Source organism: Phenylobacterium sp. NIBR 498073 (assembly GCF_027286305.1).
In the GTDB taxonomy this organism is placed as follows: Bacteria; Pseudomonadota; Alphaproteobacteria; order Caulobacterales; family Caulobacteraceae; genus Phenylobacterium.
Genome location: NZ_CP114599.1, coordinates 3,748,065 through 3,774,062 on the forward strand (window position 1 = coordinate 3,748,065; position 25,998 = coordinate 3,774,062).

General features: G+C 71.5%; 14 protein-coding genes and 1 riboswitch. Of the genes, 2 read left to right on the forward strand and 12 right to left on the reverse strand.

Translation table 11 applies throughout. From position 1 onward, the window contains the following. Positions 1-5: 5 nt before the first annotated feature. Genes cobS through O4N75_RS18750 form a run of 10 tightly spaced genes read right to left on the reverse strand, consistent with a single transcriptional unit; the run spans position 6 to position 10,353 of the window. Positions 6-788, reverse strand: coding sequence for an adenosylcobinamide-GDP ribazoletransferase (gene cobS, locus O4N75_RS18705; RefSeq protein ID WP_269626952.1), 783 nt, complete (start codon positions 786-788; stop codon positions 6-8). Continuing rightward, positions 785-1,813: a nicotinate-nucleotide--dimethylbenzimidazole phosphoribosyltransferase gene (gene cobT, locus O4N75_RS18710; RefSeq protein WP_269626953.1), complete on the reverse strand. Its 1,029-nt coding sequence runs from the start codon at positions 1,811-1,813 to the stop codon at positions 785-787. Before cobT ends, cobS begins: the two co-directional genes overlap by 4 nt. Continuing rightward, the gene (locus tag O4N75_RS18715; protein WP_269626954.1) at positions 1,810-3,276 is read right to left on the reverse strand and encodes a cobyric acid synthase; all 1,467 of its coding nucleotides are present in this window, start codon (positions 3,274-3,276) and stop codon (positions 1,810-1,812) included. The genes cobT and O4N75_RS18715 overlap by 4 nt, the downstream gene beginning before the upstream one ends. Further along, on the reverse strand, positions 3,264-4,184 hold the full coding sequence (gene cbiB / locus O4N75_RS18720; protein WP_269626955.1) for an adenosylcobinamide-phosphate synthase CbiB: 921 nt from the start codon (positions 4,182-4,184) through the stop codon (positions 3,264-3,266). The genes O4N75_RS18715 and cbiB overlap by 13 nt, the downstream gene beginning before the upstream one ends. After that, positions 4,174-4,950, reverse strand: coding sequence for an ABC transporter ATP-binding protein (locus tag O4N75_RS18725; RefSeq protein ID WP_269626956.1), 777 nt, complete (start codon positions 4,948-4,950; stop codon positions 4,174-4,176). The genes cbiB and O4N75_RS18725 overlap by 11 nt, the downstream gene beginning before the upstream one ends. Continuing rightward, the gene (locus tag O4N75_RS18730) at positions 4,947-5,924 is read right to left on the reverse strand and encodes an iron ABC transporter permease (protein ID WP_269626957.1); all 978 of its coding nucleotides are present in this window, start codon (positions 5,922-5,924) and stop codon (positions 4,947-4,949) included. Before O4N75_RS18730 ends, O4N75_RS18725 begins: the two co-directional genes overlap by 4 nt. Then, on the reverse strand, positions 5,921-6,772 hold the full coding sequence (locus tag O4N75_RS18735) for an ABC transporter substrate-binding protein (RefSeq protein ID WP_269626958.1): 852 nt from the start codon (positions 6,770-6,772) through the stop codon (positions 5,921-5,923). Before O4N75_RS18735 ends, O4N75_RS18730 begins: the two co-directional genes overlap by 4 nt. Before the next feature lie 5 nt (positions 6,773-6,777). Next, positions 6,778-7,395, reverse strand: coding sequence for a cob(I)yrinic acid a,c-diamide adenosyltransferase (cobO, locus tag O4N75_RS18740; protein ID WP_269626959.1), 618 nt, complete (start codon positions 7,393-7,395; stop codon positions 6,778-6,780). Continuing rightward, on the reverse strand, positions 7,392-8,429 hold the full coding sequence (locus O4N75_RS18745; RefSeq protein WP_269626960.1) for an aminotransferase class I/II-fold pyridoxal phosphate-dependent enzyme: 1,038 nt from the start codon (positions 8,427-8,429) through the stop codon (positions 7,392-7,394). The genes cobO and O4N75_RS18745 overlap by 4 nt, the downstream gene beginning before the upstream one ends. Further along, complete coding sequence (locus O4N75_RS18750; protein WP_269626961.1) at positions 8,410-10,353, reverse strand: TonB-dependent receptor; 1,944 nt, start codon at positions 10,351-10,353, stop codon at positions 8,410-8,412. Before O4N75_RS18750 ends, O4N75_RS18745 begins: the two co-directional genes overlap by 20 nt. A gap of 105 nt (positions 10,354-10,458) precedes the next feature. Beyond that, positions 10,459-10,647: riboswitch (cobalamin riboswitch) on the reverse strand. A gap of 28 nt (positions 10,648-10,675) precedes the next feature. On the opposite strand from O4N75_RS18750, the gene cobU reads away from it, so the two are divergent. Together cobU and O4N75_RS18760 are read left to right on the forward strand one after the other, a co-directional pair. After that, positions 10,676-11,185: a bifunctional adenosylcobinamide kinase/adenosylcobinamide-phosphate guanylyltransferase gene (gene cobU / locus O4N75_RS18755; protein WP_269626962.1), complete on the forward strand. Its 510-nt coding sequence runs from the start codon at positions 10,676-10,678 to the stop codon at positions 11,183-11,185. Positions 11,186-11,301: 116 nt separating this feature from the next. Further along, a complete protein-coding gene (locus O4N75_RS18760) occupies positions 11,302-12,120 on the forward strand; it encodes an alpha/beta fold hydrolase (RefSeq protein ID WP_269626963.1) in 819 nt (272 codons plus the stop codon). Here the strand turns inward: O4N75_RS18760 and O4N75_RS18765 are convergent. Together O4N75_RS18765 and O4N75_RS18770 are read right to left on the reverse strand one after the other, a co-directional pair. After that, complete coding sequence (locus tag O4N75_RS18765) at positions 12,042-21,326, reverse strand: non-ribosomal peptide synthetase/type I polyketide synthase (protein ID WP_269626964.1); 9,285 nt, start codon at positions 21,324-21,326, stop codon at positions 12,042-12,044. The two genes, O4N75_RS18760 and O4N75_RS18765, sit on opposite strands and share 79 nt — an antisense overlap. Before the next feature lie 18 nt (positions 21,327-21,344). Then, complete coding sequence (locus tag O4N75_RS18770; RefSeq protein WP_269626965.1) at positions 21,345-25,781, reverse strand: MupA/Atu3671 family FMN-dependent luciferase-like monooxygenase; 4,437 nt, start codon at positions 25,779-25,781, stop codon at positions 21,345-21,347. Positions 25,782-25,998 lie beyond the last annotated feature (217 nt).

The following is a 25,998-nucleotide window of genomic DNA, read 5'->3' on the forward strand; positions in this document are numbered from 1 at the left end:
GACTCTCAGCGTTCGGAAGCCGGCCAAGCCAGGGCGGCGGCGACGCCCAGCGTAAAGCCAAGCTCGAAAACCTGCTCGACCGCCCCCAGCACGTCGCCGGTGTAGCCGCCCAGCAGCCGGCGGGCGACGAGGACCAGGACCAGCGCCAGCAGGGCGCCGGCCAACAGACCCTGGAACACCACCCCGGCCGGGGACAGGGCCAGCGGCAGGGCCGCAAAGGTCAGGGCGGCCAGCACCTCCCAGAAGCCGAGGTCGGAGGGCGCCGGCTTCCACTTGCCGCCGTCGACGTCGCGCACATAGGCCAGGGCGCGCATGGTCAGCACCGAGGCCCCGCGGCCGCCGGCATGGGCGGCGACCAGAGTCCAGGCGCCGAGGCCCGCCGGCAGGGTGGCCAGGGCCGAGACCTTGGTCGCCAGCACCAGACCCAGGGCGAGCGCGCCGTAGGTCCCAATGCGGCTGTCCTTCATGATTTCCAGGCGGCGCTCGGGCGTGCCGCCGCCGCCGAGGCCGTCGGCGGTGTCAGCCAGGCCATCCTCGTGGAAGGCGCCGGTGACCAGAACCCCCGTGCCGATCGCCAGCAGGGCCGGCAGCGCCCCGCTCCAGAGCTGGGAGGCGGCCCAGAACACCGCCGCGCAGACGCCGCCGACCAGCAGGCCGACCAGCGGGAAGTAGCGGGCGCTGCGCGAGATCCAGTCCGGCTCGAAGCCGGAGAGCGTCGGCGTCGGCAGGCGAGTGAGGAACTGCACCGCGCAGAGAAACAGCCGCAGCTGGCGGGCGAGCCAGCTCACAGGCGTCCGGCCAGCACGTCGTCGAGGCTGGCGACCTCGCGCAGCAGGGCCGCGGCGGCGCGGACCATCGGCAGGGCCAACAGCGCGCCGGTCCCCTCGCCCAGCCGCATCGAGAGGTCGAGCAGCGGATCGGCCCCGGCCGCGGCCAGAACGACGGCGTGGCCCTTCTCGGCCGAGCGGTGGGTGAAGATGCAGAAGTCGGCGCAGGCCGGGTCAAGCCGGATCGCCGCGAGCGCGGCGGTCGAGGCGATGAAGCCATCGATCAGCACCGGCGTCCGCGTCGCCGCCGCGCCCAGGATCGCGCCGGCCATGGCGATGATCTCCAGCCCGCCGAACTGCGCCAGCACCTCGCGCGGGTCGGTCGCATCGGTACGGGCGGCGGCGGCGGTCAGCACCGCATGCTTGCGGGCCAGGCCCTGCGGGTCGTGGCCGGCGCCCAGGCCGATGCAGTCGGCCAGCGGCGCGGAGGCCAGGCGGTGCAGGACCAGGGCGGCGCTGGCGCTGTTGCCGATGCCCATCTCGCCGACCGCCAGCACCTGCACGCCATCGGCCTCGACGGCGTTGCGGGCGATGGCGCCGCCGTGGGCCAGGGCGCTCTCCACCTCGGCGGGCGTCAGGGCCGGGCCATGCTCGGCGTTGCGCGTGCCCTTGCGGACCTTGGCGTCGATCAACGCCGGATGCGGCGGCAGGTCGGCGTCAACGCCCGCGTCGACCACCATCACCCGTGCGCCGACCGCGCCGGCGAAGGCGTTGGCGCTGGCCTTGCCGGCCAGCAGGGTGGCGACCATCGCCGTGGTGACGGCCGACGGATAGGCCGAGACGCCGGACTCGTTGAGGCCGTGGTCGCCGGCGAACACCAGCAGCAGCGCCTTGTCGAACGTGGGGTCGGGCCGGCCGGCGATCAGCGCCAGACGGACGGCGAGATCCTCAACCTTGCCCAGGGCCCCCGGCGGCTTGGCCTTGCCGTCGACCAGGGCGCGGAACGCCGCCTCCTGGCTGCGGTCGAGCGGAACGATCGGGGTCATGCACGGGGCTCCAGGCCGGCGATGGCCGCCAGGCGGGGGATATCGAAGGCGGACTGCAGGACAGCGGCGATCTCGTCCAGCGCCGCGTCCACCCGCGCGATCTGGTCGAGGCCGTCGGACGCCGCCCCAAGCTCGGCCAGCAGCGAGGCGCGCGCCTGGGCGCCGTCGAACAGGCCATGGACATAGGCGCCGGCGATCCTGCCGTCGGCCGAGACTGCGCCCTCACCCGCCCCGTCCTGGCGGACCAGCAGCGGGCGGCGCAGACCGGGCCCGGTGGTGCGGCCGACGTGGATCTCGTAGCCGGCGAACGGCGCGCCTGAAACCAGTCGGCCGGCGGCCGGGCGCAGCACCTTGTCGCCGGTCAGCACGGTCTCGACGTCGAGCAGACCAAGGCCTTCGGCCGCGCCGGGGGCCCCCTCGACGCCGTCGGGATCGGCGATGGAGCGTCCCAGCATCTGGAAGCCGCCGCAGATGCCCAGGACCCGCCCGCCGCGGCGCGCGTGCGCGGCAAGATCGATGTCCCAGCCCTGGGCGCGCAGGAAGGCCAGGTCGGCGATGGTGGCCTTGGTCCCCGGCAGGATCACCAGGTCGGCGTCGCCGGGCAATGGCGAGCCGGGCGGCACGAAGCCGAACTCGACCTCGGGCTCGGCCCGCAGCGGATCGAAGTCGTCGAAGTTGGCGATGCGCGAGAGCATCGGCGCGACAATCTTCACCTTGCGGGCGGCCCCAACGCCGGCACGCTCGAGCACCACCGCGTCCTCGGCCGGCAGCCCGCGGGCGGCGGCCAGCCAGGGGGCCATGCCGAGGTCGGCCCAGCCGGTGCGGCGGGCGATCTCTGCGCGGCCGTCGTCGAACAGGCTGGGATCGCCGCGGAACTTGTTGATCAGGAAGCCGGCGATCATCTCGCGGTCCTCCGGCTCCAGCACCGTGTGGGCGCCGACCAGGGCGGCGATCACGTGGCCGCGGTCGATGTCGCCGACCAGCACGACGGGCACCTGGGCGGCGCGGGCGAAGCCCATATTGGCGATGTCGCCGGCCCGCAGGTTGATCTCGGCCGGGCTGCCGGCGCCCTCGACGATCACCAGGTCGCTCTCGTCCTTCAGGGTGCGGAAGCTCTGCAGCACGACGTCTAGCAGGGCAGCCTTGCGCGCCTGGTAGCCGCGCGCCTGCCAGGTCCCGGCCATCCGGCCGCGAACGACGAGCTGGGCGCCGACGTCGCTCTGCGGCTTGAGCAGGACGGGGTTCATGTCGACGGTCGCCGGGGTGCGGCAGGCGATGGCCTGCAGGGCCTGGGCGCGGCCGATCTCGCCGCCGTCGATGGTGACCGCGGCGTTGTTCGACATGTTCTGCGGCTTGAAGGGGCGCACGCGCAGGCCCTGGTTGGCGAACACCCGGCAGAGGCCGGCGACCAGCACCGACTTGCCGACGTCCGAGCCGCATCCCTGGATCATCAACGCGGCCACAGCAGTCCTCCGACGGCGAGCGCGGCGGCGAGGACCGCGCAGGCGCGCAGATAGAGCCCAAGCCCCCGCGTCAGGTCCAGGGCCGACGGCCGCGGCCCGTCACCGAAGCTCGGGCGGTCGTGGGGAACGCCGTCATAGCTGGCCGGGCCGCCGAGCCGCACGCCCAGCGCGCCGGCCATCGCCGCCTCGGGCCAGCCCGAATTGGGCGAGGCGTGCTTGCCAGCGTCGCGCAGCATGACCTTCCAGCCGCGGCCGGCGACGAGGGCGATCAGGCCGCCGGCGATGCGGGCCGGGATCAGGTTCATCAGGTCGTCGGTCCTGGCGGCGGCCCAGCCGAAGCAGCGATAGGGCTCCTCGCGGTGGCCGATCATGCTGTCGGCGGTGTTGACCGCCTTATAGGCGAAAAGGCCGGCGAGACCGCCGAGCAGGAACCAGAACAACGGGGCGACGACGCCGTCGTTGAAGCTTTCGGCCAGGCTCTCCAGGGCCGCGGCGGCGACGCCGCCTTCGTCCAGGGCGGCGGTGTCGCGGCCGACGATCATAGCCACGGCGGCGCGGGCGGCGGGCAGGTTCGTGTCAGGGTCCAGCGCCTTGCTGACCGCCGCCACGTGGTCGTAGAGGCTGCGGGCGGCGAGGCCCGTGGAACCCAGCGCTATCGTCAGGATCAGCGCCCAGCCGTGCAGGGACCTGTCGAGGCACCAGCCGGCGCCCCCGGCCAGCCCGGCGACGATCAGCAGGGTCAGGACCCCGGCGAGCCGCCGACGGACGTCGCCGCCGCGGTTGAGGGCGGCGTCCAGCCGGCGCAGGGCCGCGCCGATCCAGACCACCGGATGCGGCAGACGCCGCGGATAGCCGAAGACGCCCTCGACCGCGGCGGCGGCCAGCACGATCCAGGGATCAGCCGCCACGCCCGACGATCTCGATCAGCGGGCCGCCCTGCCCCTCGACCACGCGGGCGCGGACGCCGTAGGCGCGGGCCATGACCTGCGGCGACAGCGCCTGCGCCGGCGGACCGTCGGCCAGAACCTGGCCGGCCGCCATGACGATGATCCGGTCGGCGATGCGGGCCGCCAGCGACAGGTCGTGCAGGGTGACGATCACGCCCTTGCCCTGGTCGTGGGCCAGGCTGCGGAACAGCTCGCCGGCGTCGAGCTGGTGGCCGGGATCGAGGCCGGTCAGCGGTTCGTCGGCCAGCAGCCATTCGGGTTCGCCGGCCAGGGCGCGGGCGATCAGCACGCGGCCTCGCTCTCCGCCCGACAGGGTGGTGACGTCGCGGTCGGCCAGCTCGACCACGCCGGCGGCGGCCATGGCCCGGTCGATGGCGGCGGCGTCCTCGAGCGACAGGCCGCTGGAGCCGATGAACGGCGTGCGGCCGAGGCCTACCAGGATCCGCGCCTCGACCGCCCAGGCGACCTCCTGGGTTTGCGGCAGCACGCCGATGCGGCGGGCGCGGGCCCGCGGGGCCATGGCGATGACGTCGTCATGATCGAGGGCGACCTGGCCCGCCTGCGGCCTACGCAGACCGGCCAGGCAGCTGAGCAAGGTCGATTTGCCGGCGCCGTTGGGGCCGAGGATGGCGGTGACCGTCCCACTGTCGAAGGCGGCGGTGACGCCGTCGACCACGGCCTTGCCGCCGAGGCGGACCTGGACGCCGTGGGCTTGCAGGCGGCTCATGCGATCCTCCGGCGCAGGGAGAGCAGCAGGGCGAAGAAGAACGGTCCGCCCAGCACGGCCATGGCGACGCCCAGCTTCACCTCGCCGGCGGCGGGGGTCAGCCGCACGGCGATGTCGGCGGCGAGCACCAGCACCGCGCCGCCGAGCGCGCTGGGCCACATCAGGCCGCCGGGCCGCGCCCCGACCAGCGGACGCAGCAGGTGCGGCACGATCAGGCCGACGAAGCCGATGACGCCGGTGACCGCCACGCTGGCCCCGGCGGTGAAGGCGACGCCGAGCGCCAGCATCCAGCGCACCCGGCTCATATTGACGCCGAGCGAGCGGGCGCCCGTCTCGCCCAGGGTCAGGGCGTCGAGACTGCGGCCGGTGGCCAGCAGCAGGAGACAGCCGAGCACGATCAGCGGCAGGGCGGTCTGCACCTCGGGCAGGCTGCGGTCGGCGAGCGAGCCCATCAGCCAGTTGACGATCTCGTTCACCGCCCAGGGGTTGGGGGCCAGGCTCAGCGCCAGAGCGACGCCGGCGCCGGCCATGGTCTGCAGGATCACCCCGGCCAGGATGAAGGTGACGATGCTGGAGGCGCGGCCCGAGAGGGCCAGCAGCAGGAACACCGCGACCAGGGCGCCGAGCATGGCGAAGGCGGTGATCACCCAGGGCTCGGCCGCGCCGGCGCCGAGATAGAGGGTCAGCACCGCACCGAGCGCGCCCATCGAGGAGACGCCCAGGGCGCCGGGATCGGCCAGCGGATTGCGCGTGTAGCCCTGCATGGCCGCGCCGGCCATGCCGAGCGCCGCGCCGACGGCGACGGCCAGGATGGTGCGCGGCAACCGCAGCTCGAAGATGATCGACCAGCGCGGATCGGCGGGGTTCAGCCAATCGGATAGCGGCACCCAGACCCGGCCGGCGGCCATGCTGACCATGGACAGCAGCACCAGTAGGCCGCCGAGGGCGATGAGAGTCGCGCGTCTTTTGCTCATGCTCCCCTCCGCTTGGCCAGCGCGTCTCCGCGGGCCTTGGCCAGCATGCGGGCGGTCTCGATCAGCACCGGGCCGCCGCAGAAGGTCAGCTGCTGGGGGAAGGTCGCGCGGTGCATGCGGGTCGCGACCCGCGACAGGGCCGGATGGGTGAGGACACGGTCGGCCCAGGTCGGGGCGCCGGGCTCGGCCTGTCCGGCCAGCAGCACGTCCGGCGGATCAGCGACCAACAGTTCCAGCGGCACGTCGCCGGTGCGCTTGAGGCCATAGCGGGCGGCGGCGTTGTCGAGCCCGCAGCGGCGCATCATCTCGTCCATCATGGTGCCCGGCGCGGTCGCAAAGCCGCCGGCCTGGTAGGTCAGCGCCGAGAGCCGCGGCGTGCCGGGCGGCGGCGTGGCGGCGGCGAGCGCGGCGCGGACCTGGGCGACCACCGCCTCGCCGCGTTTGGGGCGATGGACGGCGCGGGCCACCTGGCGCACCTGATCGAGGCTCTCCTCGACCGTGTTGGGGACGGCGAACAGTTCAGCGCGGATGCCCAGGCGTTTCAGCGCCGCGCGGGTGGCCGGCGAGGAGTGGCGGCCGGTCAGCACCAGGTCGGGCCGCAAAGCCAAGACCTCCTCGGCGCTCTCGTAGGTGAAGGGATAGGTCGCGCCGGCCGGACCGATGCTGGAGGAGCTGGGCTCGTGCGAATAGTGGCTGATGGCGGCGATCTGGGCGCGGTCGGCGACGTGGACCAGGATCACGTCCAGGCAGGGATTGAGCGAGACCACGCGCCGCGGCTCACGCGCCGTCGCCGCCCCGCCGAGGCCCACCACGGCGCCCGCGGCGAGCGCCGAACGCCGGGTGAGCATCCAGCTCAAAAGTCGATGCCCCGCTGAGCCTTGACGCCCTGCTCGAACGGATGCTTGACCAGGGTCATCTCGGTGACGAGATCGGCGATGGCCAGCAGCTCCGGCTTGGCGTTGCGGCCGGTGATCACGACATGCTTGTCGCGCGGGCGGGCCTGCAGGTCGGCGACCACCTTGGCGATGTCGAGATAGTCGTAGCGCAGGGCGATGTTCAGCTCGTCCAGCAGGACAAGATCGAGCTCCGGATCGTGCAGCATCTCCAGCGAGGTCGCCCAGGCCGCCTCGGCCGCGGCGATGTCGCGGGCGCGGTCCTGGGTGTCCCAGGTGAACCCCTCGCCCATCACCTCGTAGCGGACGCTCTCCGGGAAACGCTTGAAGAACTGACGCTCGCCGGTGATCCACTTGCCCTTGATGTACTGGACGATGCCGACCTTCTGGTTCCAGCCGAGGGCGCGGGCGACCATGCCGAACGCCGCCGTCGACTTGCCCTTGCCGTCGCCGGTGTGGACCAGCAGCAGGCCCGACGCCTCGTCGGTCTTTTCGGCCATCATCGCCTCGCGCTCGGCCTTGAGCGCCTGCATGGCGGCCTTGTGTTCCTGGTTCTTGCGGTCTTCGTCGTCGCTCATCGGCGGGAGCCCTCCAGGGCCGCCTTGAGGCGCGGCCAATCCTTGGGTTTCGGCAAACCGAACCTGAGCCAGGTCGGCTGATCGGGAAAGGGGCGGGTGAGCACGCCGCGGCGGGCGAGCGCCTCAAACCGCCGTCCGGCGTCCGGTGCGGCGGCCAGCCGGAACAGCGAGGTCCCGCCCAGCACCTCGAAGCCGTTGGCGCCGAGCAGCGCGTCCAGGCGCGCGGCGTCGCGGGCCAGGCGCAGGCGGGTGCGCTCCCGCCAGGCGTCGTCCGTATAGGCCGCGAGCCCGGCGGCGATGGCCTCGGCGCTGACCGGCCAGTCGCCGAACTGGGCGCCGATGCGTCCGGCCAAGCCCGGCTCGGCGATCACGAAGCCGAGCCGCACGCCTGGCAGGCCGTAGAACTTGCCGAACGAGCGCAGGACGACGGTGCGGCCCGCGCGCCTGCCTCCCCCCTCCCCCGTCGTGACGGGAGAGGAAAAGAGACGCGGTGCGACACTCAGTTCCGGGACGGTCTCGACGAAGGCCTCGTCGACGATCAGCCAGCGATCGCCGAGGTCCGGCCCCCGGACATGCGCGCCATCCGGATTGTTCGGATTGACCAGCACCACCGCCTCGGCGGCGCTATGGCGCGCTTCGTCCCAGGAGCCTTGGGAGACCCGCGCGCCGGCCAGCCGCCAGGCCTCAGCGTGTCCGCCGTAGGTCGGCGAAACGATCGCCGCCGAGCGGGCGCCCAGCACCCGAGGCAGCGCTCGCAGCGCCGCCTCGGTTCCCGGGGTCGCGGCGACGCGGTCGGGCGAGACCCCGAACGCAGCGGCGGCGGCGGCCTCGAGCGCCGCCACCTCCTCCGGGTCGGGCAGACGCCGCAAGGCGGCCGGATGGGCCCGCCGGGCCGGATAGGGCCGCGGGTTGATCCCCGTCGACAGGTCGAGCCAAGGCGCGGGCGCGTCCGGGAACGCGCCGCGCGCCGCGGCCAGGCGGCCGCCGTGGCGGAGGAAGGCCCCCGCCTCGCGATCAGAACCGGGCGCGGACACCGGCATAGATCCCGCGACCCGGCGAGCTGTAGTTGCGGGTCGTTTCGTAGTCGTCGTCGAAGGCGTTTTCGACGCGGCCATAGAGCTCGAAGGTCTCATTCACCGGATAGGAGGCCCGCAGGTCGAGCAGGGTGTAGCTCTGCAAGACGTAAGTGTTGGCGGCGTTGTCGAAGCTGTCGCCGACATAGCGGATCGAGCCGCCCAGGCTGGCCCTGTTCTCCCAAGTATAGGTCGCCTGGATATTGGCCTGGTGCTCGGGCCGGCGGGTGAGTTGCTTGCCGCGGTTCACGTTGCCGGGGGAGTCGTTCTCGGTGTCGGTCCAGGTGTAGTTGGCGCTGAGCGCCAGCGGGCCAAGATCGGCCGAGCCCTCCAGTTCGACGCCGTGCGCCTTGGTCTGGGCGGTGTTGGCGTAGTATCCGAAGCGCTGCACGCCGCCGACGAAGCAGAGCGGATTGGTCGTGGTCGAGGTGCAGGAGAAATAGTCGATCTGGTTGTCGGTCTCGCGGCTAAAGTAGGTCGCGCGGACCATGAAGCGCTCGGCGAAGCGCTGCTCGATCCCGGCGTCCCAGCCGTCGGCTTCCTCCGCCTCCAGGGCGGTGTTCCCGTACTCCGAATAGAGCTGGTAGAGGGTCGGGGCCTTGAAGCCCTGGCCGAAGCTGGCCCGCAGCACGGTGTTCCCATCGTTCAGCGACCAGGCCGCGGCGAACTGGCCAAGGGTCGCGTCGCCGAAGGTGTCGTGGCTGTCGCGGCGCAGGCCGGCGGTCAGGGTCAGGCCCGAAACCACCTCGCCCTGGACCTGGGCGTAGATCCCGTCGATGCCGGCCTTGGCGCGGGTCGCAGGCGGGTTGGGCGCGAAGGCGCTGGGGGAGGCCGTGCGCATGCTGGCATCCTCGGTCTCGCCGCCGAAGGTGGCGGTCCAGGCCTCGTTGATCGTCCAAACGCCTTGATACTCCCAGCGCTTGTTCTCGCCGCGGGCGTCGAATGTGGTGGTGGTCACCGCCTGGTCCGGGTTGGTGTTCTGGCGGTCGGTGCGCGTGTAGCCATAGGCGAGCCGGTTGGTCAGGGCGCCGCCGAACAGGGCGAAGTTCACTGCGCCGTAGCCGACGAACTCCTCGGTCTCGCCGTACTCGCGGGTGTCGCCGAAGCTGAAGGTCGGCGGCGGGAAGCCGTCGAAACCGTTGCGCCCCTTGGAGTATACCCCGCGCAGGTCGAAGGACAGCGCCTCGGTGGCGGTGAACACCGCCCGGCCGCTGACGCCGGTGTTCTCATAGCCGTCCTTCTCCTGGCCGAGGCGGTAGGAGGAGACGCCATCGGTGTCGTAGCGGCCCGCGGCCAGGCGCCAGGCCAGGCGCTCGGTCTTGCCGCCCGCGCCGGCGCGGAAGTAGCTGGTTCCCATCGAACCGCCCTCCGCGGCGAGGTCAGCCTCGAACGGCTCGGAAGCCTCGCGGGTGATGATGTTGACGACGCCGCCGATGGCCTGGCTGCCCCACAGGGTCGACTGGGCGCCGCGCAGAATCTCGATACGGCCGATGTCGCCGGCCAGCAGGTTGGCGAAATTGTAGCCGCCGCCGGCGGTCGAGGGGTCGTTCAGCTTTACCCCGTCGACGACGACCACGGTCTGGTCGCCCTCGGCGCCGCGGATGCGCACCGAGGTCGAGCCCCCGACCCCGCCGTTGCGCGAGAAGCTGACGCCCGGCGTGGTGGCCAGCAGACTTGAGACGTCGACCGTCTGGGCGGCCTTGATGGCGGCGGAGTCCAGCACGTAGAGGCTCTGGCCGACCTTGTCGGCTTCCTGCGGCGAGCGGGTGGCGGTCACCACCAGTTCGCCGACGCTGGCGACGGCGACCGGAGCGGCGCTCTGGGCGAGCGCGTGGGTGGAAAGGCCGCAGAGCGCGGCGGTGGTGGCAAGCAGAACAGTCTTCATCGGGTTATCCCCCTGACGCATGACGACATGACCCGCGCTTGCACGCAGGTCGACGGACGCCGTCTCTCGGGAAAACTCCCCGTTCGCGCGCTCCCACCGAGCATGCGAAGGACGACCGCGTCAGGCAGGTCTCCTGGCTCACGGGTCACAGCCGATGCGCGCCGCCTTCCCAGACTTCCGTCCAGTGGCTTATGACGCGCGGGCTCGCCGCTTACAGTTGCGGGGGCAGCCCAGGTTTCGCACCTGAGTTCCCTATTAATCCCCTTCCGGGGAACCTGTCGCGGGGCCTGCCTAGGCTCTGCCATGCGGAGCGTCAATCCAAATGAGCCTGACCTTCGTCCTCGGCGGCGCGCGATCCGGCAAGACCAGCTATGCGCTGCGTGAGGCCTGGAAGCGTCCTGGAAATCGCCATGTGATGATCGCCACGGCCCAGGCGCACGACGCCGAGATGGCGGAGCGGATCGCCCGTCACCGGGCCGAGCGTGGCGAGGGGTGGACCACGGTGGAGGCGCCGCTGGACCTGGCCGGCGCGGTCGCTGCGCTGGGCGCGAGCGACGTGGCGGTGATCGACTGCCTGACGCTGTGGTTGACCAACCACCTGCTGGCCGAGGCCGATTTGGGCCAGCAGGTCGCCGAGTTGACGCGCGCGCTGGCCGCCAGCCCGGGGGCGCTCTACGTCGTCTCCAACGAGGTCGGCCAGGGGATCGTGCCGGACAACGCCCTGGCCCGCCGGTTCCGCGACGAGGCCGGCTGGATGAACCAGGCGGTGGCGGCGGCGGCCGACCGCGCGGTGCTGGTCGCGGCGGGACTGCCGCTGGTGCTCAAGGGCTGACGGGTCTTCGGCGGAGCTAGGACTTGCCCGCCTGGCGTGCGTATAAATTTTGACCGCCCGCTGTTTCCGAGAAGAGGCGCGCCGGGCCCGGATATCGCCGCTGCAGGGGCGCTCGCATGTCGATGTTCAATCTCGTCGTGACCGCGCTGCTTGTCGCGACCGCGCTGCTGTTCGCCGGCGTGTGGGCGTTCCAGAACTACGGGATCTATCGCTTCAGCCGCGGCGACGAAGGCCGTCCGGCCGACGACGTGAAGACCGTCCAGTTCCGCTCCAGCGACGGCCAGGTGATTGGGGCCCGGCTGGCCATGCCGCAGCCGGGCAAGCCGGTGATCATGAGCTTCCACGGCAATGGCGCGGGCGTCGACGCCTCGTTCGAGCGGCTGCGGGCGCTGCAGGAGCAAGGCTTCGGGCTGGCGATGATGGAGTATCGCGGCTCCGGCGCGACCGGCGGCAAGTCCAGCGAGATGAACTTCGCCCGCGACGCGCTCGCCTTCTACGACCAGCTCGACGACCTGATGGGAGAGGCGGTTCCGGCGAACCGACGCGTGCTGCACGGCTTCAGCCTCGGGGCCGGGGTGGGCAGCCGCCTGGCGGCGGCGCGGCCGTTCGAGGCGGTGGTGTTGGAAGCCTCGCCCTACCGCACCTGCCAATATTATCAGGACGCCTACAAGGGCTTCCCGTTCTGCCAGGTGATGTGGGCCGAACGTTATGACATCATCGACCACGTCCAGGCGATCGGCGCCCCAAAGCTGTTCGTTCACGGCGCGTTGGACGAGTCCCTGCCGGTCGCCCGCGCGCGCCGGCTATACCAGGAGGCTCCCGGTCCGAAGGAGTACCTGGAAATTCCGAACGGCCATCATGCCGACTTGGCCAGGTTGGGGCTGACCGATGCGATGGAGTCCTTCATCTCCAGGGTCGTCGCGCCGCCCTCCTGAGGCGTGATCCGGCTCTCGATCAGGTTCGCCAGCATGCGGACGTTCTGATCCTTGAGCATGCCCATATGGTCGCCTTCGACCCACGGCGTCTCGACGGTCGAGGGATTGGAGACCGCGCCCCAGCCGAGGGTCGGGTCGAGCTCCAGGGCGCGGCGCGCCAGCAGGCGCCGCGGCCGGGTGCGGAACAGGGTGACCGGCGCGCTGATCTTGCCGCCTTCGTACTTGCGGGCCGCGGCCATCCAGATGTCCTGCATGACCTGATAGCGCGAATGCGACAGGCTGGGGTTCTTGATGAAGGTGAGCCGGCGGCCGCGCATGATCCGTCGACGCACGGCCCTGGCCCGCCGCTCGAAGAACAGCGGCAGCCCCTCGATCCGCAGCATCTGGAACTCGTCGAGCAGCCGCTCGCCCATCCCGAGCTTGACCGGCGGGCGGAACTCCTTGGCGAACCCCGGCGCATAGGTGTCGAGCACGAACAGCCGGTCGACCTGCTCGCCGGCCTCTTCAAGCTGGCGGGCCATTTCGAAGGCGGTCAGCGAGCCGCCCGAATAGCCGGCCAGCAGATAGGGGCCGGTAGGCTGATGCCGGCGCATGTAGCGAATGTTCGCGGCCGCCATCTCCTCGATGGTCTCGTGCGGGGTGTGGCCGAGCACGCCGCGGGTCTGGAAGCCCACCACCGCGCGGTAGAGCCCAAGCTGCGCGCCGAGCTCCATGAGGTTGTTGACGTTGCCGCCGACGCCGCCGGCGATGAACAGCGGACGGTTGTCGCCTTCCGGTCCGGGATGGATGACCGCGCTGGTGTCCCACTCGGCGTCCGGATTGGTTTCCGTCGGCGGCGCCGGGCTCGTGGCGTCGAGCAGCGCCGCCAGCGCGCGCAGGGTCTGGTTGCTGAACAGGGTCGAGAGCGGCAGGTCGTGCCCGAACTCGCTGCGGACGCGATCGAACAGCCGCACCGCAAGCAGCGAGTGCCCGCCCATCTGGAAGAAGTTGGCGTCGGCCGAGATCACCTTCACGCCCAGGACGGCGGACCAGATCTTGGCCAGGCGGACCTCGGTCTCGCCGCGCAGCGTGGCGTCGGCGTCGTCCTCGGCGCCCTGGCTGCGCAGGGCCGGCAACGCCCGCCGGTCCGGCTTGCCGTTGGCGTTGAGCGGGATTTCGTCCACCGCCACGAAGAAGGACGGGATGGCGAACTCCGGCAGGCGCGCGGACAGGAAGCCCCGCAGCTCGGCGGCCGGCGGCGCGGCGCCCTGGGCCACGAAATAGGCGGCCAGCACCTTGTCCGTCTGTCCCTCCGGCACCGGGGCGGCGACGACCGACTGGCGAATGGCCGGATGGGCGTCCAGCGCCTGCTCGATCTCGGTCAGCTCGACCCGGAAGCCGCGGACCTTCACCTGGGTGTCGGCCCGTCCGAAGAAGCGCAGCACGCCGTCGCCGGGGTTCAGCACCAGGTCGCCGGACCGATAGAGCTTCAGGGTCGGATCCCAGGGGGCGGTGACGAATTTCTCGGCGGTCAGCTCCGGGCGGTTCCAGTAGCCCAGCGCCAGGCCGCGCCCGGCGATGCCCAGCTCGCCGATGATGCCGTCGGGCACCGGGTTCAGGTTCTCGTCGAGAATGTAGGACTGCGTGCCGGGGATGGCGCGGCCGATGGGCAGCGCCATGCCGCGGGACAGATCGGCCTGGGTGACCTTGTGCGCATTGGTCACGCAGCTTTCCGTCGGCCCGTAGCCGTTGATGACGACGACGTTCGGGCACGCGGCCATGACCCGTCCGACGTGGACGGGCGAGACGATGTCGCCGCCGACGATCACCTGCTTCACGCTGGCGAAGGTCTGCGGGCGGACGTCGGCGATGGCGTGGAACAGGCCTGAGGTCAGCCAGAGGGTGTTGACCCCGTGGCTCTGGATGGCGTCGGCGAGCTGCGAGATCGACAGCGTCCCGTCCGGCGGCACGACGAGCGTCCCGCCATGCAGCAGCGAGGCGAACAGGTCGATGATCGAGGTGTCGAAGGCGAAGGCCGAGGAATGCAGCGTGACGGTCTTGTCCGACATTTCCAGCCAGTCGGTGTCGCACAGCATGCGGATGATCGAGCGGTGCGGCAGCACGACGCCCTTCGGCGTCCCGGTCGTGCCGGAGGTGAACATCACATAGGCGATGGACTCGCCGGTGACCTCGACGGCCGGCGCGGCGGCGGGCGCTTGCGGGAACTCGCGCCAATGAATGATGCGCACGCCCTCCTGCGCGGCCGCCGGGCAATCGCCGAGCAGCACCGTGATGCCGGTGTCGCGCGCCATGAAGCGCAGCCGGTCCTCTGGCAGGCTGACGTCGAACGGCGCGTAGCCGGCGCCGGCCTTCAGGACGCCCAGCACCGCGACCACCAGCGACAGCGAACGGTGGGACGAGATCCCCACCAGCTGCCCTGGGCGGACGCCCGCCCCGGCCAGCATCGCGGCCAGCGCGTCTGACCGCTGGTCGAGCTCGGCATAGGTCAGGGTCTGGTCGCCGAAGCGCACGGCGACCTTGCCCGCGTGCGCGGCCGCGACGCCGCGGAAAACCTCGGTCACGGTCTGCGGCCCGGCGGCGCCCGGATCGGCGTGCTCGCCGCTGGCCGGGGCGACCTGGCGGCCATGCGACAGCAGGGCGGCCATCGGCCGGTCCATCGCATCCGGCGTCTCGGCGATCGCCCGCAGGAGCGCCAGCACGTTGCCGGCATGCAGCTGGATGGTGGCTTCGAGGAAGAGGTCGGTCTTGTAGTTCCAGGTCAGTTCGACCCGGCCGGGCGCGTCGAACTGATTGAAGAACAGATCGAAGAACTCGTGGCCGGTCGAATTGACCTCGATGCGGACGGGCGCGGCGCCGAGGGCGATGTTCTCCAGGTCGGCGAGGCCGTCGATATTGACCACCACCGGCGCCAGCAGGTGGCGCGCGGAACTGCGCGGCGCCTGCAGGTCGCGCACCAGGGCGCCGTGCGTGTAGTTCTGGTGCTCCACCGCCTCGAGCATGTCCCGGCGCGCCTGGCTCAGCAGGTCGCGCAGCGAGGCGCCGCGTTCGATGGTGGCGCGCACGGGCAGGAAGCTGACGCCGTGGGCGACGATGTCGTCCAGCCCGTGGGCGATCTGACCGGCGACCGGGATGCCGACGGTCACGTCGGGAGAGCCCACCATCATCGACAGGTAGTAGCGGAAGCTGGCGAAGATCAGGTTGCGCAGCGGCGTGTCGGCCCGCTGCGCCACGCCGCGCAGGGCCGCTTCCAGCTCGGCGTCGAGCCGGGTGACGACCCGGGCCGCCGCGGTCGTCGTCGTCGCCGGATGCGGCTTGTCAAACGTCAGGTCCATGACCGGCAGCGAGCTGGCGTACTTGTCCAGCCAGAACCGGCGATGCGTCTCGGCCTCAGCCGATCCGCGCCATTGCGCCTCGGCCTCGACAAGGTCGCTGACGCCCTGGGCCGGCGGCAAGGCGGCCGCCCTCCCCTCGAGCGCCGCGGTGTAGAGCACGGCGAGGTCGCGCATCAGCACGCCGGCCGACCAGCCGTCGCAGACCATGTGGTGCACGATGAGCACCAGCTCCGAGCGCCCCTCCGGCAGCCGCAGCGACAGCACCCGCAGCAGCGGACCGCTGGCCAGGTCGAACGGCGCGCCGGCCGCATCGCGCAGCAGCGCATCGCGCTGCGCCTCGGCGAGCTGGCCGCCCAGCCGCGACAAGTCGTTCTCGCTCAGTTCGAAGCCGCCCTGCGGCCCGATGGTGAGCGTCGCGTTTTCGAGGTCGAAGGATGCGCGCAGCACCTCGTGCCGATCGACCAGCGCGTTGAGCGCCGTGCGCAAGGCGGGCAGCTCGATGGCGCCTGCGACGTGCATCGAGAAGGACAGGTTGTAGGCGATGAGTGTCGAGCGCTCGACAAGGATGCTGCCGGCGATCTCGCGCTGGCCCTCGGTCATGGCGACGCGCCGGGGCTCCAGGCTCCGCGGGGCGGCGGGAAGCTCGCTCGGCGCGCGCACGACCTGTTGGGGCGGGCTGGCGCCGGCCCCGAGCAGGGCTGCGAAGGCTTCCAGCCGCGGCGCCTCGAACAGCTTGCCGAGCGGCAAGGACACGCCGAACTCCTTGCGCACCCGGGCAATCATCCGCACCGCGTTCAGCGAGTGGCCGCCGAGCGCGAAGAAGTCGTCCTCCGGCGCGATGCCGGCGACGCCCAGGATGTCGCTCCAGATCGCGGCCAGCCGCGCGGTGACCGGATCGGCGATCTCCTGCTGCGGCCGGTTCTGGCGTTGCGGTTGGCCGGCCTCCGGGGTCTCCAGCATCGCCAGCCGGAGCAGGTCGATCGAAACCGGCGACACCACGATCTGACGGGCCGGGTGGTCGAAGACGCGCGCGAACAGCTCGGGCGCCTCCAGACGCCGGATGCCGGTGGACAGCACCTGGCTGCTGACGCTCTGACGCGGCTGCGCCCCCGCCAGCCGGCCGTCGGCGATCGCGCGCAGGGCGAAGTCGTCGAGCTGCACGAGCACCTCGCCGTCCGCGCCGCAGATGGCGACCTTGAACGAGGCGTAGCGCCCCTCCTCGCTGGCGATCAGTTCGCCATGGGCCACGAGACGGTCCGGCAGCGGCCCGAAGACCTGCATGCGGCCGATCGACATCGGCGCATAGAGGCCGCCGTTCAGGGGGACCAGAGCCAGGCCGACGGTCGCGGCCATGTCGAGCAGGGCCGGATGCAACGGGTGCAGCGCCAGGTCGCCGTGGAAGGCGTCGGACAGCGCGAATTCGCCGACGACCCGCTTCTGCGCCATGCGGATATCGCCGACGCAGCTCCAGCGCGGGCCGAAGTCGATCAGCTTGTTCTGCACCGGCTGACCGCTGACGACAGACACCGGCAGATCGGAAGCGTCGAGCGGCTCCGGGCGAGACGGCGGAGACTCCAGCGCGACGATCCGGGCGCGCATGTGCTCGAGCGGCTCGGCGCTCATCGCCGCGCGGCTCTCGACGACCAGCTCATAGCCGTCCGGCGCGGGATCGAGCCGCAGCACGACGCGGCGCGGCATGCGCTCGAAGGTCATGGCGGTGGCGAACTGCAGCGCGTCGAGCACGAACGGACGCTGGGCCATCACCGCGTTCGCCGCGGCGTAGGCGAGTTCCATATAGGCCGAGCCCGGCAGCACCAAGGCGCCGTTGACGACATGCTCGAGGACGCGCCAATCGGTCTCCGGATCGATCACGCTCTCGAACAGGATCGAGCCGTCGGCGACGTCCTTGCGGGCGCCCAGCAGGGGATCTCCCGCCGCCACCGAACCCGCGCCATAGGCGCGCGCGGCCATGCCGGTGTCGCGCCATGCGCCCCAGGCGATCGAGAACCCGTCCTTGCGGCTGGCCGCGATGGCCTCCAACGCGGCGTTAGCGCCCGCATAGGAAGTCTGACCTGCCCCGCCCAGCAGCACCGAGGTCGACGACACCACCGCGAAGAAGTCGAGGCTGCCGTCGGGGTAGAGCCGGTCAAGGGTCAGCGCCCCGATGAGCTTCGGTTCCATGACGGCGAGCGCCGCGGCCAGCGGCTGGAGCGCCAGGGGCGCATCGTCGAGAACGCCGGCCGCGTGAACGACGCCGTTCGGCGCGCCGAAACGCTCGGCCGCGCTCTCCAGCGCGCGCGTGGTGGCCTCGGGATCGGCCAGGTCGACCGGGACGAACATCACCTCGCCGCCGAGCGCCTCGATTTCGGCGCGGAAGCTCGCGTCCTCCTCGGCGTGGCGCGACAGCACGATCAGCCGCGCCTGCGCCTTCTCCGCCAGCCAGCGGACCATCTCGCGGCCGATGCCGCCCGTGCCGCCGGTGATCAGATAGACGCCGTTCTTGCGCAGGCGCTGCGGCAGGTCCCGCGGCTTGACCACCGGAGCGGCCTTGCGCGAGCGGACGAAGCGGCCGGCGCGCAGCGCCACATGATCAGAGTCGCCCGGCGCGGCGGCTTCCGCCAGCAGCGCGTCCAGACCGGCGCCTTCGCCGACATCGACCAGCACCGAGCTCAGGCCCGGGATCTCGCGCGGGGCGACCCGGACCGGGCCGAGCAAGGCGGCGGCCTGCGGATTGACGAGCGGCTCGCCCGCGACGCTCGCCGCGCCCTGGGCGACGAAGGTCAGGTGCGTCGCCTGCTCCAGGTCGGCCTGCTGCAGCAGCCGGGCGAGAAGATAGGCGCCGGAGAACGCCGCGTCGGCGAGGGCGGGATCGAGCCCCCACAGATAGAGGATGCGGGACGGCGGCGAGGGCAGCGCGTTGGCCAGCGCCTCGAAGTCGTCCTGCGCCTGCGGACGCAAGGTGAAGGCCTCGCCGGATCGGCCGAACGCCGCGCCGGCGCGGACTGTGGCGAGGCGAGCGCCCGCGGCCCCCAGCCTCTCAAGCACCGCCTCGGACAGCGGATCGGCGCCGGCGAAGACCAGCCAGTCGCCGTCCAGCCTGGGCGGCCCGCCGCCCCGCGCCTGCTCGCTCCAGCCGAGCTCCTCGAACCATTCGGGAATGTCTGACCGACGGACAAGCTCAGGGGCTTCCTCGGCGGCTTCGCGGGCGGCGCCCCGACCCGGCTCGACCCAATGGCGATCCTTGGCGAAGGCGTAGGTCGGCAGCGAAACGCGCGCGCCGCCCGCAGGGACGGCCAGCGACCAGTCCACCTCGGCGCCGTTGGCCCAGACCCCGCCGAGCGCGGCGAGCGCGACTCCGGTCTCGTCGGTCGCATCGCGCGGACGCGGCGAGGAATAGAGCACCGCGCGCGGCGGAACCGGCACGTCGCAGGCTTCCAGCAGGGGGCCGAGCGTCTGGCCGGGCCCGACCTCGATGACGATGCTCGGCTCGCCCGCCAGGACCGTGCGGGCCGCGTCGGCGAAGCGCACCGTGTTGCGCAGGTGCTGCACCCAGTATTCGGTGGAGCTCAGGTCCTCGTCCTTGGCCCAGCCGCCGCGCATCGACGAGGCCATCGGCACGGTCGGCCGTTCGAAGGCCACGCCCTCGAAGCCGGCGCGGAACGGTTCGAGCTGGCCGTCCAGCTGCCGCGAATGGGCCGCGACCTCGATATGGATGCGCCGCGCTTCGACGCTGGTCTTGGCGAGGTCGGCTTCCAGCCGCTCGATGTCGGCGACCTGGCCGGAGACCACCGTCGTTTCGGGGGTGTTGACGGCCGCGATATCCAGCCGGTCGCCGAGATGGGGCTGCACGCGCTCCAGGGACAGCGGGACGGAGGTCATCGCGCCGGCCGGCGCGGCGTCCATCACCTTGCCGCGCAGGGCGACGATCTTCAGTGCGTCGGCGAGCTTCATGGCCCCCGCCGCAACCGCCCCGGCATACTCGCCGACCGAGTGGGCGAGCACGGCGTCGGGCTTCACGCCCCAGGACAGCCAGAGCTGGGTATAGGCGTATTCGAGAATGAACAGCGCCGGAATCGCGTAGCTTGAGCGTTCGAGCTTCGCCTTGGCTTCGGCGTCGTCGCGCTCGCGGCGGAACATGATGTCATAGAGATCGGCCGGCGCGGTCGCCGGCAGGGCGGCGAAACAGGCGCGCACGGCCTCGCCGAACACCGGGAACGCGGCCAGCATTCCGGCGCCGGCGCCCGGATACTGCGCGCCGCCGCCTGGATAGAGGAACACGATGCGCGGGGCGCTGTCCCCGGCGCTGCCCTGCTGGCGATAGGCCGAACTGCGCGCACTGACCGCCGCCTGCAGTTCCTGCGCGTTGCGGGCGGCGACCGTGAAGCGCTCGCCGAACGCGCGGCGGCCCTCCCGCAGCGTGAAGGCGACGTCGCGCAGGTCCGGGACCTCGCCGCCCAGCCAGCCGGCCCAGCGCTCGCGGGTGCGGTCGAGATCGGCCCGGGTGCGGGCGCTGAAGGAGAACAGCTTCCAGGCCCCGTCATCGGCCTGGGCGGCGCGGCGCGGCGCCTCCTCCAGGATGACGTGCGCATTGGTGCCGCCGACGCCGAGCGAGTTGACCGCCGCGCGCAGCGGGCCGCCGGGCTCCCAGGCGCCGCCCTGGGCGACCACATGGAACGGGCTGCCGTCGAAATCGAACCGGCTGTTGGGCGTGGAGAAATTCAGGCTGGCCGGCAGGGTGCGGTGACGCATCGCCTCTACGACCTTGATCAGGCTGGCCGCGCCGGCGGCGGTATCGAGATGGCCGATGTTGGTCTTGACCGACCCGATGCCGATCGCGGCCTTCGGCGCGGCGCCATAGACCTGCTGCAGGGCGGCCAGCTCGATCGGATCGCCGATCGGCGTGCCGGTGCCATGCGTCTCGATGTAGGAGATGTCGCCCGGCGACACGCCCGACAGCGCCAGCGCCTCGGCCGCGGCCTCGGCCTGGCCGTCCACCGAGGGGGCCAGGTAGCTGGCCTTGCCCGAGCCGTCGTTGTTGACGGCGCTGGCCAGGATCACGGCCTTGATGTCGTCGCCGTCGGCCACGGCGTCCTCGTAGCGGCGCAGCACCACCAGGGCCGCGCCGGAGCCGAACACCGTCCCCTTGCTGTCGTCGTCGAAGGCGCGGCAGAGGCCGTCCGGGGATAGAATTTCGCCTTCGCTGTAGCGGTAGCCGACACGGTGCGGGAGCTCGATGGTCACCCCGCCGGCGAGGGCCATGTCGCATTCCATATTGAGCAGCGAGGAGATCGCCGTGTGCACCGCCACCAGCGAGGTGGAGCAGGCCGTCTGTACCGCCACCGACGGACCGGTCAGGTTCAGCAGGTAGGACAGCCGGGTGGTCAGGAAGTCCTTGTCGTTGCCGGTGTGGCGCAGCAGGAACAGGCCGATTTCCTCGACCAGGTCCGGATTGCTCAGCAGGTTGAACGGCAGATAGGCCTGCATGCCCGAACCGGCGAACACGCCGATGCGGCCGTCGAACTTTTCCGGCACGTAGCCGGCGTCCTCGAAGGCCTCCCAGCCGCACTCCAGGAAATGCCGATGCTGCGGATCGAGGATCGAGGCCTCGCGCGGGGAGAACCCGAAGAAGCCGGCGTCGAAGCATTCCATGTCCGGCAGGACGTTGGCCACCCGCACATAGTTCGGATCAGCGAGCTGCTGGCGGCTGACGCCGCGGGCCAGCAGCTCGGCGTCGGTCAGGCGCTGCGCGGCGTTGCGCGCATCGCGCAACATCGCCCAGAACTCTTCGACATTGCGCGCCGCAGGAAATCGCCCCGCCCGTCCGACGATGGCGATCCGATTGCCGGGCGCCGCGCTCGCATCATGTCGATCCACGTCCCCGCCTCCCCGATCCTACCTGCGACCCATTCTGGCCAGCCTTGCGGCGGCGCGGGCCGCGCCGCGGTCGGCGGCGGAGTTGGCCGGGGCGGCGTCGCTCGAGAGGTGCGCGGCGATCGCGCGGACCGTCGGGAACCGGAAGATGTCGGTGATGGCGATGTCGCGGGCCAGATGCTGCTTCATGCGCCGCTGCACCTGCACGGCCAGCAGGGAGTGCGCGCCGAGATCGAAGACGTTCTCGGTGACGGAGATCTCCTCGAGGCCGAGCGCGTCGCGCCAGATCGCCGCCACCGCCGATTCCATGTCGCCCGCGGCTGCAACCATCTCGCCCCGTTCGGAGGCGGCCTTGGGAAGCGGCAGGGCCTTGCGATCGATCTTGCCGTTCGGCGTCATCGGCATCCGCTCAAGGATGACGATCTGCGAGGGCCGCATGAACTCCGGCAGCTTGTCGGCCAGCCGCGCCCGCAGGTCGCGCTCGCTGGGCGGCGTGTCGCCCGGCGTGACGTAGGCGAGGAGCCGCACGTCGTTCTCGCCGAACTCGGCCATCTTGACCGCAACCTGGCGGACCGTACCCGACTCGGCGATCACCGCCTCGATCTCGCCGAGCTCGATGCGGTGGCCGCGGACCTTCACCTGGTTGTCGGTCCGGCCCAGGAAATCCAGCGCGCCGTCGCGCTGCATCCGCACCAGATCGCCGGTCCGATACCAGCGCTGGCCGTCGCGTTCGACGAAGCGTTCGGCCGTCAGTTCGGGCCGCCGCCAATAGCCGCGCGATACGCCGGCGCCGGCGATCCACAGTTCGCCTTCGACCTGACGCGGGGCGACCTGGCCGCCGGGCGCGCGCACGCTCAGGTCGGTATTGGCGATCGGCTCGCCGAGCGGCACCCGCTCGCCCACCGCGTCGAGCCTGGCGACCGACGACCAGATCGTCGTCTCGGTGGGCCCGTACATGTTGAGCAGCCGCCCGGAGAAGCCGGCCCGCAGCTCGCGGGCAAGGTCCGGCGGCAGCGCCTCGCCGCCGACCATCAGGCATTCGAGCTGCTGCAGGGCCCGTCGGCCCGCCGCGTCGGCGGCGAGATAGGCGGCCATCGACGGCGTGCACTGCAGGTGGGTGACGCCGTTCTGCAGGATGTCCTCGGCCACCGAACTCTTGTGGCCGACGCCGCCGTCCTTTTCGAGCTCGCTCATCAGCGTGCGGATGTGCTTGAGGTTGGCCAGCACGGTTTCGGACTCGATGCCGAAGTCGATCAGGCAGGCGATCTCGTCGACCCCCGCCGCCGTCACCTCGCGCACGATGTCCTTGGCGGTCTCCGGCGTGCCGAACAGGCCGGACTGGCGGTAGTACCGCTCGAAGGCGTGATCCAGCAACGCGTCGAGTTCTTCCGGCGTCAGGTCCTGGCTCTCGAGGATGTCCTGCGGGCTGCCGCCCGCGGCCTCGGCGCGCGACACGAAGGTCGGGAAGGTCCACGAGGCGCGGCGCACCAGGTCGACGGCGCTGTTCAGGTAGGACTTCATCGGCTGGCGCGCGGTCGCCAGCACGGTTTCCTCGTCTTCGGAGACGAAGGTGTGGAGCATCAGCACGACGTGGCCGGGCCCCTCGAAGCCCGCCTCGGCGCGGGCCTGCCGGTAGCCGGCGATCTTCGCCTTGAGCTCCTCGATCGACTGGCCGAGCAGGTGGGTGAGCACCCCGCACCCGAGGCGACCGGCCTCGGCGAAGGTCTCGATATTGCCTGCCGCGGTGATCCAGACGGGAATTTCCTTCTGCACCGGGCGCGGATGGATGTTCACGGCGACCGGCTTGCCGTCCGGGCCCGGAAACTCCATCGCCTCGCCCGCCCACAGCCGGCGAAGCGTCTCCACGGTTCCGAGCGCGATCGACTTGCGGTCGGCGAAGTTCTCGGGCCGGAGGATGAAGTCGTTCGGCTGCCAGCCCGAGGCGATCGCGATGCCGACCCGACCGCCGGACAGGTTGTCGACCAGCGCCCAGCTTTCGGCGATCGACACCGGATGATGCAGCGGGGCCACCACCGAGCCGGCCCGCAGCTTGACGTTCTTGGTCATGCCGGCCAGGGCGGCAGAACTGATCGCCGGGCTGGGATAGAGGCCGCCGAACTCGTGGAAGTGGCGTTCCGGCGTCCAGATCGCCTCGAAGCCGTTCTCATCGGCGAAGCGCGCGCCCTCGAACAGGACGCGGTAGCTGTCGGCCCCGCCCGACTGGGCGGCGAAGTAGAACAGCGAGAAGGCCGGCAGGTCGGCCTGGCCGCCGCCGCCCTGCAGCACGATGGTCGCCCCGCGGGTCAGCGTCCAAAGGAGCTCGAGCACGGAGATGTCGAACGACATCGAGGTGACCGCCAGCAGCCGCGCGCCCCGTTCGAGCGGCACGACGCGATCCATGCCCGCGAAGAAGTTGGTGACGTTGCGGTGCTCGATCATCACGCCCTTCGGCCGGCCCGTCGAACCGGACGTGTAGATCAGGTAGGCCAGGTCGCCGGGCGCGCCCTGCATGGCGGGCAGGTCCTGCTCGGCCGTATGCGAAACCACGCGCGCCGGATCGAGGAAGCCGGGCACGACCGCGCCGGTGTCCGCCACCACCAGCGCGGCGGCGGAATCCTCGAGCATGAAGGCGATGCGGTCGGCCGGATAGGACGGGTCGAGCGGCAGATAGGCCGCGCCGGTCTTGAGAACGGCCAGGATCGAGACCACCAGGTCGGCGCTGCGGCCAAGATAGAGCCCGACCACCGAGCCGGCGCGCGCCCCGCGCGCGGCCAGGGCGCCGGCCAGGCGGGTCGCCCGCGCCTCGAGCTCGGCGTAGGTCAGCTTGCGGCCGCCGTCTTCGACGGCGACGGCGTCTGGCATTTCGCGCGCCATGGCGGCGATCAGGGCGTGGATCGTGGCCGGGTTCTCGCCCGGTCCGGCGGCGGAGGACGCCGAGACGTCGCCGCCCAGCGGCAGGGCGGCCAATTCGGCCTGCGGGGCGCCGAGGAATGCGTTGCAGAAGGCGCTGAAGTCGGCCGCCATCGCGCCGAGGACGTCGGGCGCATGCAGGCCGGCGCGAATGCTGATCGCCGGCGGATCGATGCTGAGCGTCAGGTCGGCGCCGGGCGCGTTCGGCCGGCCGGCGACCACCACGGCCAAGGCCGCGAGCGCCGCTTGCACGGCTGCCTGACCCTCTAGCCGCAAGGGAAGGTCGGCGGCCATCGGCGCCTCGGCCTGCGCCCGCGCCAAGGCCTGCGCAAAGGCGGCGAGCGCCGACTGCGCCGTGCCGGCGGGGTCGAGATCCACCGTGACCGGGAACCGGCGCGACAAGGCCGGACCGGCCGCTGCGGCCTCCATCGCCAGCGTCACGCGCGACTGGCCGGTCAGCGCGACCAGCCAGGCGGCCCAGGCCGCGCCGAGGGCCTGCGGCGACACCTGTCCGACAGCGAGCGGGGCCTGCCCCGGCCCCGCGGCATGATCGCGAGGGAACGGCGGAAGCAGCGGATGGGCGTTTTCGAGGGCGTCTTCCCAGAAGCCTTCGGAGGCGCCGACGCCGCGCAGCGTCGAAGCCTCGACCGCGGCCGGCGCCGGCAGCACCGCGCCCACAGCCACGCCGAGCGTCATGGGATCGAGCGCCTCGCCGGCCATGCCCGACAGGCCGCTCAGCACGATCGCGCCGTCGCCGGCCATTACGGTGATCGAGGTCTCGTCCAGGGCCAGGATCTGACCGGGCTCGCCCCCGCCCTCTCCAGCCCGCTCAAGCTTGCGGACCGCCACGAGCCGTTCGCCCAGCAGCAGCTTGGGCAGGCCGAGCGCGTTGCGGCGGGCGCCGAAATCCAGCGCCCGAACCGTCCGGCCAAGCTCGAACGTCGGTCGCCTGAAGTCCAGAATTCCGAAATGAGCCGGACGCTTGGCGCGCCCGTACCAGCCGCGCGCGCCGCTCAGCGGCGTGGCCTCCAGCCGCCCGGCGGCGAGATCGGCCAGCAGCTCACGGAAGGATTCCTCGCCCGCCTCGTAGCAGCGAAGGTTGAGGCTGAACGTCGTCTCGTTCGGCGCCATCGCAAAGCGGCGGGACTTGAGCACGCGCCCAGCATCGACCGCCGCAAGCATCTCGTGCCACGTCACGGCGTGCTCGTCCGCGCCTTCGAGGATCGCCCAGGCCGGCGTGTTCAGCCCCCCGCGTTCGGGCAGCGGACCGTCGTGGAAATTGATCGCCATCACCCGCGCGGCGGCCAGGGCGTCGGGGCCCAGCACCGAGAGGTTCGCCACGCTGAAGAGATAGTCGGCTCCGCCGGCCGGCAGTTCCGGCCTGTCCGGCGTCCCCAGAAGGACGTGGCCCTGCTCCTGCGCCCAGGCGATGATCTGCGGCGCCGCGGACACCACCCCCGCCACCTGCCCGCCCGTCTCCAGGAACGCCTCCGCGCAGCGGATGAGAAGCGTGCCATCCCCAACAAAGTAGGCGTTTGGTCTCGACATGTGGAACCGCCCAAGGTTCGGCCGTTCTGGCCGACAAGGATTTCCTGCGACAGGAGAGCTTATCTAGCTACATACTGAAAAGACTAGCTAGTGCGATGCCTAGGAGGCAGCGCGAATGTTACGCGGCGTAACAAATTTTTTGCAATTGAATTTCGACAACGAACTAAGAACAGATAGGGGTTAATTAAAGACTTCCGAAGCCACTGCACGTCTAAAT